The 10970-nt window shown below is 57.8% G+C and carries 9 protein-coding genes; 8 read left to right on the forward strand and 1 reads right to left on the reverse strand.

Going from position 1 to position 10970, the window contains the following annotated elements:
* Positions 1-73: 73 nt before the first annotated feature.
* From KGB28_RS22950 to KGB28_RS22975, 6 genes are all read left to right on the forward strand, one after another.
* Complete coding sequence (locus tag KGB28_RS22950) at positions 74-400, forward strand: DUF485 domain-containing protein (RefSeq protein ID WP_108217678.1); 327 nt, start codon at positions 74-76, stop codon at positions 398-400.
* Complete coding sequence (locus KGB28_RS22955) at positions 400-2070, forward strand: cation acetate symporter (protein ID WP_223448021.1); 1671 nt, start codon at positions 400-402, stop codon at positions 2068-2070. The genes KGB28_RS22950 and KGB28_RS22955 overlap by 1 nt, the downstream gene beginning before the upstream one ends.
* A 68-nt stretch (positions 2071-2138) precedes the next feature.
* Entirely contained in the window at positions 2139-3911 is a 1773-nt protein-coding gene (locus tag KGB28_RS22960) for an acyl-CoA dehydrogenase C-terminal domain-containing protein (RefSeq protein ID WP_223448022.1), read from the forward strand.
* Between the two features lie 177 nt (positions 3912-4088).
* Positions 4089-5357: an OprD family porin gene (locus KGB28_RS22965; RefSeq protein ID WP_223448023.1), complete on the forward strand. Its 1269-nt coding sequence runs from the start codon at positions 4089-4091 to the stop codon at positions 5355-5357.
* A 176-nt stretch (positions 5358-5533) separates the two neighbouring features.
* Positions 5534-6781: an MFS transporter gene (locus KGB28_RS22970; protein ID WP_411740598.1), complete on the forward strand. Its 1248-nt coding sequence runs from the start codon at positions 5534-5536 to the stop codon at positions 6779-6781.
* 199 nt (positions 6782-6980) lie between these two features.
* Positions 6981-7169, forward strand: coding sequence for a ribbon-helix-helix protein, CopG family (locus tag KGB28_RS22975; RefSeq protein ID WP_150725560.1), 189 nt, complete (start codon positions 6981-6983; stop codon positions 7167-7169).
* Positions 7170-7190: 21 nt separating this feature from the next.
* On the opposite strand, the gene KGB28_RS22980 is transcribed toward KGB28_RS22975, so the two are convergent.
* Entirely contained in the window at positions 7191-8852 is a 1662-nt protein-coding gene (locus KGB28_RS22980; protein WP_223448024.1) for a SulP family inorganic anion transporter, read from the reverse strand.
* A 174-nt stretch (positions 8853-9026) separates the two neighbouring features.
* Here KGB28_RS22980 and KGB28_RS22985 point away from each other — a divergent pair, with 174 nt between their 5' ends.
* The gene (locus tag KGB28_RS22985; protein WP_046043128.1) at positions 9027-9257 is read left to right on the forward strand and encodes a hypothetical protein; all 231 of its coding nucleotides are present in this window, start codon (positions 9027-9029) and stop codon (positions 9255-9257) included.
* Between the two features lie 382 nt (positions 9258-9639).
* The gene (locus tag KGB28_RS22990) at positions 9640-10713 is read left to right on the forward strand and encodes an NAD(P)/FAD-dependent oxidoreductase (protein ID WP_223448025.1); all 1074 of its coding nucleotides are present in this window, start codon (positions 9640-9642) and stop codon (positions 10711-10713) included.
* Positions 10714-10970 lie beyond the last annotated feature (257 nt).

The raw sequence follows: 10970 nt of genomic DNA on the forward strand, positions 1-10970 counted from the left end.
CGGGTTCGTGCAGGCCGAATTCGGCAGTGCCCGGCCCCTACACAACGACAACAAAAACAATGTGGAGCTACCGATGATCGACATCCATTCAACCGATACCCAACGTTGCGAACGCATTCGGCGCAATCCGAAATTCCTTCAACTGGTGAGCAGCCGTTCACGCCTGGCCTGGACGCTGAGCGCCGTTGTATTGGGCACCTATTACCTGTTCATGCTGGTGGTGGCGTTTGCCCCGCAGTGGCTGCATGCACCACTGGGCGAACATCGGATGTTGACCTTGGGCATGCCGGTTGGCGCGGCAATCATCGTGTTTTCCTGGTTACTGACCGGTTGGTACGTCTACAGCGCCAATACCCGTTTTGACGCCTTGGGCGCAGCCATTATCGAGGAGAGCAAGTGATGACTCTGTTGCGTAAACTGATCCTCGCCGCTACCGCTCTGCTGCCAGCCTCCATTGCGCTCGCCGCGCCGACGATGGGCGCGGTGGAAAAGCAACCACTGAACCTGAATGCGATCGGCATGTTCTTCGTGTTCGTCCTCGGCACGCTGGCCATCACCTGGTGGGCCGCGCGCCAAACCAAATCCACCTCGGACTTTTACACGGCGGGCGGTGGTATCACCGGGTTTCAGAATGGCCTGGCGATTGCCGGCGACTATATGTCCGCAGCCACCCTGCTGGGGCTTTCCAGCCTGGTATTCGCCAAGGGTTACGATGGTTTCATCTATACCATCGGCTTCTTCGTTGGCTGGCCCATCATTACCTTCCTGATGGCCGAGCGTCTGCGCAACCTCGGGCGCTATACCTTCGCCGACATCGTTTCCTATCGACTGGACCAGAACAAGGTGCGGATCTTCGCAGCCTTCGGCTCGCTGACGGTGGTGTGCTGCTACCTGATCGTGCAGATGGTCGGTGCCGGCCAACTGATCAAATTGCTGTTCGGCCTCGACTACCCGGTTGCGGTGATGATCGTTGGCGCACTGATGCTGATCTACGTGATCTTCGGCGGAATGATCGCCACCACCTGGGTCCAGATCATCAAGGCTGTGCTGCTGCTCGTCGGCGGCACCACCCTCGCGGTCATGGCCATGTCGCAGTTCGATTTCAACTATGAAACCCTGGCCGAAAAAGCCGTCAGTGTTCACGCCAGCGGCTGGAACATCATGGGCCCGGGCTCACTGCTCGCCAACCCGATAAACACCGTGTCGATGTCGCTCGGCCTGGTGTTCGGGATCGCCGGGCTGCCGCACATCCTGATGCGCTTCTTCACCGTGCCGAGCGCCAGGGAAGCCCGCAAGTCGGTGTTCTACGCCACCGGTTTCATCGGTTTCTTCTTCCTCGTGGTCTGCACCCTGGGTTTTGTCTCAATGGTGATCATCGGCACCGATCCGCAGTACTACGTCAATGGCGAAGTCGGCGGTGCCTTGATTGGCGGCGGGAACATGGTTGCCATGCACCTGGCCAAAGCCGTCGGCGGCAATCTGTTCTTCGGTTTCCTCGCCGCTGTAGCGTTCGCAACCATCCTTGCGGTGGTGTCCGGCCTGGCGCTGGCCGGTGCTTCGGCGATCTCCCATGATCTCTACGCGACCGTGTACAAGAAAGGCACCGCCAACGAGAAACAGGAAATGCGCGTGACCCGCATGGCCACTGTGGGCCTGGGCATCATCGCGATTGTGCTGGGCATTGTGTTCGAGAAGATGAACGTCGCCATTCTGGTGGGCCTGACGTTCGGCATCGCCGCTTCGACCAACTTCCCGGTGCTGATCATGGCCATGTACTGGAAAGGCCTGACGACCAAAGGCGCGATCCTCGGCGGTTTTGCCGGGCTGATCTGTGCGCTGGCACTGGTGATCCTGTCGCCACCGGTCTGGGTGACTGTACTCGGTCATGCGCAAGCGATCTTCCCGTACGACCATCCAGCGCTGTTCTCCATGCCGCTGGCCTTCCTGGTGATCGTCGTGGTGTCCAGACTCGACCGCAGTGCGCGCGCCGACAAGGAGCGTGACGCCTACGCCGACCAATTTGTTCGCGCTCAGACCGGCCTCGGCGCTGCCGCCGCTTCCAGCCATTGACTGAAGGGGCACGGCCCGCCTGTGCGGCGCTGTGCCCGCAACACAATCGTCCCAACGAGGTTTACGTTATGCCCGAATTCAAAGCCCCGCTGCGCGACATGCGCTTTGTACTGCACGAAGTGTTCGACGCCCCGGCCATGTGGGCGCGCCTGCCGGCCCTGGCCGACAGCATCGACACCGATACGGCGGACGCCATTCTTGAGGAGGCGGCTAAAGTCACCTCGCACCTGATTGCGCCCCTCAATCGCAGCGGCGACGAAGAAGGCGCGCAGTGGCATGAGGGTCAAGTCACCACCCCCATCGGTTTCAAACAGGCTTACGCTACCTACATCGAAGGCGGTTGGGTGGGATTGTCCGGCAACCCCGGGTTCGGTGGCATGGGCATGCCGAAAATGCTCGCCGTGCAATTCGAAGAGATGCTCTACGGTGCCAACTCAAGTTTTGCGCTGTATTCGGCATTGAGTTCCGGTGCCTGTCTGGCGCTGGACGCCCACGCCAGCGACACCTTGAAAAACCTCTATCTGCCTCCGATGTATGAAGGCCGTTGGGCCGGCTCCATGTGCCTCACCGAGGCCCATGCCGGCACCGACCTCGGGCTCATCCGCACCCGCGCCGAACCTAAGGCTGATGGCAGCTACATGATCACCGGCAGCAAGATTTTCATCACTGGGGGCGACCAGGACCTGACCGAAAACATCGTGCATCTGGTACTGGCCAAACTGCCAAACGCGCCTGCTGGTCCGAAAGGTATTTCGCTGTTTGTCGTACCTAAAGTGTTGGTCAATGCCGACGGTTCCCTCGGCGCTGCCAACGCCGTGAGTTGCGGCTCGATCGAACACAAGATGGGCATCAAGGCCTCGGCCACCTGCGTGATGAACTTCGACGGCGCCAGTGGCTGGCTGGTCGGTGAGGAGAACAAAGGCCTGGCAGCGATGTTCACCATGATGAACTACGAGCGGCTGTCCATCGGCATTCAGGGCATCGGCTGCGCCGAGGCGTCTTACCAGAGCGCCGTCGCCTACGCCCGCGAACGCATTCAAAGTCGGGCACCCACCGGTGCTGTGGCCCCGGACAAGCTGGCCGACCCGATCATCGTTCACCCGGATGTGCGGCGTATGCTGCTCGGCATGAAAGCCATGACCGAGGGCGGCCGCGCGTTCGCCAGTTATGTCGGGCAACAACTGGATCTGTCGAAGTTTTCCTGCGATGCCTGCGAGCGCGATAACGCACAGAACCTGGTTGCGCTGCTGACGCCGGTGGCCAAGGCATTTTTTACCGACACAGGCCTGGAAAGCTGTATCAATGGCCAGCAGGTTTTCGGCGGCCATGGCTACATCCGCGAATGGGGTCAGGAACAATTGGTCCGTGATGTGCGCATTGCACAGATCTACGAAGGCGCCAATGGCATCCAGGCATTGGACCTGCTCGGACGCAAAGTGCTCGCCGATAAAAGCCTCGTGCTTCGCCAATTCACCGGCGAGATTCGCCGTTTTGCCGCTCAGCCCGATGCACCCTATGCCACACAGCTGCTCGATGCCGTGCAGCGGCTGGAGGACATCAGCGACTGGCTAATCGACAGGGCGGCAACCAACCGCAACGAAGTCGGCGCAGCCTCGGTGGAGTACTTGCACCTGTTCGGTTACGTCGCCTACGCCTGGCTCTGGGCGCGCATGGCTCAGGTTGCCCGGCAAAAACGCGGCGAAGACGAAGATTTCTACGACGCGAAAATCGCCACCGCCGACTTTTACATCCAGCGTTTGCTACCACGCATTTTGAGCCTGGAACAATCCGTTCGGGCCGGCAGTGCCTCGTTGTATGGCCTGAGCGCGGAACAGTTCTGACGATTGGGCCGACGCCGCGTCAAAAACTCCTCTCTTTGGGCGTTGGCGTTTTTTTTTCCAACAACCCTCGCCCCTCTGGCGAGGGCAGCTTCACACCTGCACTGCCCCTGGACATCGAGCCCCAGCCGCTCGGTGACAGCCCCATGATTCCAAAAATAAAAACAAAGGAGCTTCACCATGGACCGCAACACCCGCATTCTCGCTACCCGAATCCTGCTCACTGGAGGCGTCATCAGCCTTTCAGCCCCGGCCGCTGCTGACTTTATCAAGGACAGCAAGGCCAGCCTTGAACTGCGCAACTTCTACTTCAACCGTGACTTTCGCCAAACCAATGCCGCGCAATCCAAACAAGAGGAGTGGGCGCAGGGTTTCCTGCTGCGCTATGAATCGGGATACACCGAAGGTTTGATTGGCGTGGGTTTCGATGCCCTGGGCCTGGAGGGCGTCAAGCTCGATTCCAGCCCTGATCGCGCGGGTTCCGGCCTGCTCAAACGCCACAGCAACCCCCGCAATGGTTCCCAGGACGAGTATGGCGAACTTGGCCTTACCGCTAAGCTGCGCGCCTCCAAAAGTGCGCTGAAACTCGGCACGCTGATGCCTAAACTGCCGACGATATTGGCCAACGATTCACGACTGCTGCCACAAACGTTCGAGGGCGGTCAGCTGACGTCGCTGGAGATTGAAGGCATGACGGTGGATGCCGGACGACTGACGCAGGTCAATCAGCGCGACTCCTCGAATGACGAAGACATGGGCATCACCCGAACTGGCGCCAAAGGCATCACAACGCAAAATGCCACCAGCGACACATTCGATTTCGCCAGCCTGAATTACAAATGGACCGGCAATCTCGCTACAGCCTACAGCTATGGGCATCTCGACAACTTCTACAGTCAACACCTGGTCAACCTGACCTACATGTTGCCGGTCACCACGGGCCAGTCGCTGAAGACGGATCTGCGCTTCGCCCGTTCTACGGACGATGGCGGCAGCAATGTGGACAACAATGCGTTCGGTGCGATGTTCACCTATAACCTCGGCGGGCACGCGTTTGGCCTGGGCTATCAAGGCATGAGCGGTGACACTGGTTATGCTTACGTTAACGGCGCCGACGCGTTCCTGGTGAACTTCGTGCAGATCGGCGACTTCGCCAGCAAGGACGAAAAGTCCTGGCAGGTTCGCTACGACTACAACTTCGCGGCCATCGGGGTGCCTGGCCTGACCTTCATGACCCGCTACATCAACGGCGACAACATTGACCTGGGCAATAACCGGCCAGAGGGCAAGGAATGGGAGCGCGATACCGACATCGGTTACGTCGTGCAAAGCGGCCCGCTGAAAAACGTCGGGGTGAAATGGCGCAACGCGACGGTGCGCTCGAGCAACTTTGGCAGCGATCTGGATGAAAACCGTTTGATCGTCAGCTACACCTTACCAATCTGGTAGGCGTTGCGCTCTGCGTCACTATTGCCCGGTACACAGGGTTTATAGCTGAAGGCTGCCTTGCGCAGCTTTCAACTTTTCTCACTCACGCCTTCATAGGAGTCGGCTAGCCGCGACGCGGTTAAAGGTGTGCGAAGCGCTTTCAGATGCCCATGCCAAACAGGTTGTCGAGGCTCATGATGAAAACCACTGACAAGTCGGGCGGTGCTTCAACGGCTGCGCCAATCCAGAAGGCGTCAACTGGCAGTGCCTGGCGCACCATGCCTGGCGGCATCTGGGCGCTAGGCTTCGTCTCGATGCTGATGGACATCTCCTCAGAGATGATCCATGCATTGTTGCCGCTCTATATGGTGACAGTACTGGGTACCTCCGTCTTGGCAGTGGGTCTCATCGAAGGAATAGCCGAGGCTACGGCCTCGATCACCAAGGTATTCTCCGGGGCACTCAGTGATCGATTGGGCAAGCGCAAACTGCTTGCGGCGCTGGGTTATGGGTTGGGGGCGCTGTCCAAACCGATCTTTCCTTTGGCAGGCTCGCTGGACTGGCTGACCGGGGCGCGCTTTATCGACCGCATTGGCAAAGGGATTCGCGGTGCCCCGCGTGATGCATTAGTGGCTGACATCACGCCACCTGCGATACGGGGGGCGGCTTTCGGCCTGCGTCAGACTCTGGATACCGTTGGTGCATTCCTGGGACCGTTGCTGGCGATTGGTTTGATGTGGCTGACCGCGAACCACTTCAAGACTGTGTTCTGGGTGGCCGTCATCCCGGCCTTCCTCGCCGTCGCGGTGCTGCTTTTGTTCGTTCATGAGCCCAGACAGGTGCAAGGGACGCAACGGGTGCGTACGCCCTTGAGCCCGCGGGAATTGGCCCGACTGGGCGCCGGCTACTGGTGGGTGGTGGGTGTCGCTGCGGTGTTCACCCTGGCGCGCTTCAGCGAAGCCTTTCTGATCCTGCGCGGCCAGGCCGTTGGGCTGGCGCCGATGTGGGCACCAGCGGTACTTGTCCTCATGGGGGTGGCGTACTCGCTGTCAGCCTATCCCGCCGGGGCATTGTCCGATCGTGTCAGCCGCGTGACGGTGCTCGGCGCAGGTCTGATATTTCTGATTGCTGCCGATCTGACGCTGGCGTTCGCGCCGGGCATCGCCGGCCTGGTCGCCGGCGTCGTTCTGTGGGGGCTGCACATGGGGTTTACCCAAGGGACATTCGCCGCCCTGATCGCCGATTGCGCGCCGGCTGAACTGCGTGGGACGGCATTTGGCATGTTCAATCTGCTGACCGGGTTCGCCTTGCTGTTGGCTAGTGCCATCGCGGGGGCGCTGTGGGATACGGTTGGCTACCAGGCTACCTTCCTGATGGGAGGCGGCTTTGCTGTTCTGACTTTTCTGGGGTTGTGGGTGATCCAGGCGAAAGCTCAGGTTCGATAGCAACGCCCAGTCACTACCGACAGGATGGCAAGTCCGTTTGCCTCTGATTGATTGCAGCCCCTCACTACCTCATCACCCACCGTGAGAGCCAAATCTTTTCTTCTGGGTAAAGTCGAAGTAACGAGCAGCTCAGTGACAGCACCGGACAAGGCAATTACAATTTGATTAACATCTAGCGACTTGAGCGATTGAATACCCCATGGAAAGCAAGACTGCGCGCCTCACTGTGCTCATTGATCCCGTCAAGAAAAAAGCTTTCGAGGAACTCTGTGCAGCACAGGACCTGACGCCCTCGCAGGTTGTCCGTCAACTGATTCGTGACTACCTGGACACTCACGGCGCCAGCTATTCGACCAAGAGTAAGCATGCCGCCAGTACCAAGTCATAACCTGACACGGGCAGCAAGCCTCTAGAGGCTCGACGTACCCTCTGCAAGACTGACAGCGTTGGCCAGCGCAGTGTTGAAGTCGGCGTGGTAATGCTCCGTGCCGATTTCTTGCAAGATACCCACCCTATCGAGCTTGTTGAGCACCTTCGTGTTCGCTTCGCAGAGTTTCACCACGATATTGCGCTTGTGCAGTTGCTGAATGACCTCCTCCAGCACCTGCAAGCCAGTGATATCCATAAACGGTACACGCTTCAAGCGAATAATCAGCAGGTGTGGATCGGTATGGGTCTGTGCCAGGACACGCTCGAAGGTCTCAGCCGCGCCAAAGAACAATGGCCCTTCAATCGTATAAATCAATGTCCCTGGCGGCAGGCGAACATGGCCATTGGCCCTCAGCTCTTCTTCAAGCTCGTGCTCGATGACCTGTTGCACCTCCACAGAGGAGGCCATGCGGCGCATGAAGTGCAGCATCGCAAGAATGACGCCGATATTCACGGCGATCACCAAGTCACTGAACACTGTGAGGCTGAAAGTGATGAGCAGGATAGCTACGTCTGCGCGTGGGGCCCGCTGGACCATGCGTTTGAAGTGCTTCAACTCGCTCATGTTGTACGCGACCACGAAAAGAATCGCGGCCAGGGCGCACAGTGGGATGTTTGAGGCCAGAGGTGCCAGAAACAGAATAATAAGCACCAACGTGACCGCGTGCGTAATGCCGGCCAGCGGGCTCGTGCCGCCGTTACGGATATTGGTTGCAGTACGGGCAATGGCTCCGGTAGCCGCAAAGCCGCCAAACAATGGCGTGACCAGGTTAGCCACTCCCTGACCGATCAGCTCCTGATTGGAATCGTGCTTAGTGCCTGCCATACCATCGGCCACCATTGCGGACAGCAGCGATTCGATCGCTCCAAGCATGGCGATGGTGAACGCCGGACCGATCAAATCGATGACGCGAGACAGCGTGATTTCAGGCAGGCCCAACGCTGGAAGGCCTTGAGGTATGCCCCCAAATGCGCTGCCAATCGTGGCTACCCCCTCGAAATGAAAGGTTGACTGTATCGCCGTAGCTACCGCCATTGCGACTAATTGGCCAGGTACCCGTTTGAGTCCGGGAATTCTGGAAGCGGTGATGACCAGGAAAAGACTAAGTACCGCCAGCAGGGTCGTGGCCATATGAAGATCCGGGAGCGCCTGGAGCAAATGCCAGAACTTTTCATGGAAATGCTCTCCACTGATCCTCGGTAAACCGAAAAAATCTTTCCACTGTCCGACCCAGATGATCACGCCGATGCCTGCGGTGAATCCGACGATCACCGGATCGGGGATAAATTTGATGATTGCGCCGAGCCGGGCCATCCCCAGCAATAACAACATGGCACCCGCCATCATCGTGGCGATTTGCAGACCGTCGACACCATGCTTGGCCGTGACTCCTGCCAGAATCACGATGAACGCACCTGTCGGTCCGGCAATCTGCAAGCGGCTTCCGCCAAACAGTGAAACCAGCAGACCACCGATGATTGCGGTGTAGATGCCTTGCTCAGGCTTGACGCCAGATGCAATGGCAAACGCCATTGCAAGGGGGAGCGCCACGACCCCGACGATCACGCCAGACACCAAATTGCGGAGCCAATGCTTTCGCCCCAACAACCCCGCCTTCCATGCCTCACCTATCGCAATCATGGCTAGCTCCTCAGTGGATGCATGTGCATAATATTAACATACAGTGATAATTGAAATGCCCTGATCCACTGCTTCGTGCGGCTGGAGATGTTTATAGAGAAAGTTCAGATGGAGCTGGGCGGGCATGCACTGCAAATAGAGAATCTTGAGAGCGCGTGTAGCGTGGTGACTGACATGAATCGTAAAACTGTGAAAAGCAAACACGCCGAAGGCGTGACCTTTGACACCCATGTGATCGCAAACCCGACCAACCCCAAGGAGTGGATCGTGTTTTTCAAGAAGGACGCCGGGAGAAGTTATTTCCTGGTTGATGACAACGAGGAAGTCGAGTCTTTCGGGCATCTGGATGACTTGATCGCCGAGCTTCGAGACTTGGGCCTCAAGACCGCTGAAATCCACTTTTAACCCTTGGATCACGCCCTGGAGACATGATCATGTCAGTGAAAGTCGAGTACCCGTCCAGTCAAGGCGAAGCTCTTTGGTCTGTATGTTTTGGCATCAGGCGAGTTCAGTTTCGGCATGAAAAAAGTGCTCACGACTTTGCTGCCAAGCTCAAGGAGAGAATCGAGGCTCCGCATGTTTACCCTCAACGTGATCCGCCAGCGATAAATTAGCTGCCAGGGACATGCATGTTTGCGTTCAGCGAAGGCAATATAGTGAGCCGGTGCAACGGCGAACCCTGAGTATTCGTTATCGAGCGCAAGCGCACCTGCAGACGACCAGGTTCGCAAACCCTGAGATCATCTGGATGTAGTACTTTCATCAGGTCAACAGAACGGAAGCTGTTATGGAAGGTAGCGCAGGCAAACGAGTTGTTGTCATTGGCGCAGGCATTGTTGGCGCGTCCTTGGCGTATCACCTGGCAGGCAAAGGCGCGAATGTCATCCTGATCGAGGCTGAAGGTATAGCGTCCGGCGTGACCGGAAGCTCATTCGCATGGATCAACACCTCACATAGCGGGCCCGATCCAATCGCAGAATTGCGTAGCGCCGCCATCCAGGAATACCGCCGCCTCCAAACCGAACTGCCGGGTCTGAAAGTACGATGGACAGGCTCCCTGTCTTACAGCGCTAGCCTGGATAGTGCACTGCAAGCCTCAGGCAACCAGCTTTCGACAATCCTGGTATCTCGCCCCCAGATACTCGGTCTTGAGCCGAACCTTAAGAGTCCCCCTCAGTATGCCTTGTATGAAGCCGAAGAAGGCGCGCTGGACGCAGTGGAAGCAACTCACGCCTTGATCGCAGGAGCCCGGAATCATGGTGCGAAAGTTCTTACGCATACTCGGGTGCTTGGCTTTTCAACTCAGAACGCAAAGGTGACGGGAGTCGAAACCGTAACGGGCATCATCGATGCAGACATTGTCGTACTGGCAGCGGGGACAGGCATCACGAAGCTGACTGAGACGTTAAAGATGTCCCTGCCAATAGAGGCCTCTGCGGCAATACTCATCCGCTACAAGACACAACCCAATCTCGTGAACACCATCATCTCCAGCCCTCAAATGGAAGTAAGGCAAAGCACCGATGGTACGTTGCTGGCGGCGGAAGATTATTTGGGAGAGTCCCTGGAAAACCAGCCAGTAGAGATAGCGCTACGAACTGCCCGGGTCATCCAGAACGAACTCTATGGGGTTACTTCCATTGATCCGGAATTGGCTTGTGTCGGACTCAGGCCAATTCCTGTCGATGGCATCCCCATCATCGGCTATCTACCCGAAATCGGCGGAGTGTACGTTTGCGCAATGCATCCCGGCGTCACTCTGGCGGCGATTGTGGGCCGTCTTGCCAGCGAGGAAATAGTCGACAACAAGGCATCCTCTGCCCTTGACTCGTGTCGTCCCGACCGATTCTTCCAGACATAAGTTCACTTGTCTTTCTCGCAAGCCCACTTCTCGCGATCAACAGTTTGAGTTCGAAGTTGTACTTTTCCAGGCGAGTCCCTCAACGTGCCACCAGCGCAATCAAGTCGATTTCGTTCAGTCGTGACAGACTGCTTTCGGCCCAGAGTGTGTAAAAACGCTCATTGCTTCATCGTCTTGGCGCATCGACGTTTGTCGGCTGATCTATCGCATCGTCAGCGTCACGGCTTGCATCGGTAACGACCTGGAGCACGCGAACG

Source organism: Pseudomonas sp. BF-R-19, from assembly GCF_019956445.1.
Taxonomy (GTDB): domain Bacteria; phylum Pseudomonadota; class Gammaproteobacteria; order Pseudomonadales; family Pseudomonadaceae; genus Aquipseudomonas; species Aquipseudomonas fluorescens_BH.

Bases quoted from the DNA above. Each gene is read 5' to 3' on its own strand.
- KGB28_RS22950 (WP_108217678.1), top strand. From the start codon at position 74: ATGATCGACATCCATTCAACCGATACCCAACGTTGCGAACGCATTCGG.
- KGB28_RS22985 (WP_046043128.1), top strand. From the start codon at position 9,027: ATGAATCGTAAAACTGTGAAAAGCAAACACGCCGAAGGCGTGACCTTT.
- KGB28_RS22965 (WP_223448023.1), top strand. From the start codon at position 4,089: ATGGACCGCAACACCCGCATTCTCGCTACCCGAATCCTGCTCACTGGA.
- KGB28_RS22955 (WP_223448021.1), top strand. From the start codon at position 400: ATGACTCTGTTGCGTAAACTGATCCTCGCCGCTACCGCTCTGCTGCCA.
- KGB28_RS22975 (WP_150725560.1), top strand. From the start codon at position 6,981: ATGGAAAGCAAGACTGCGCGCCTCACTGTGCTCATTGATCCCGTCAAG.
- KGB28_RS22980 (WP_223448024.1), bottom strand. From the start codon at position 8,852: ATGATTGCGATAGGTGAGGCATGGAAGGCGGGGTTGTTGGGGCGAAAG.
- KGB28_RS22990 (WP_223448025.1), top strand. From the start codon at position 9,640: ATGGAAGGTAGCGCAGGCAAACGAGTTGTTGTCATTGGCGCAGGCATT.
- KGB28_RS22970 (WP_411740598.1), top strand. From the start codon at position 5,534: ATGAAAACCACTGACAAGTCGGGCGGTGCTTCAACGGCTGCGCCAATC.
- KGB28_RS22960 (WP_223448022.1), top strand. From the start codon at position 2,139: ATGCCCGAATTCAAAGCCCCGCTGCGCGACATGCGCTTTGTACTGCAC.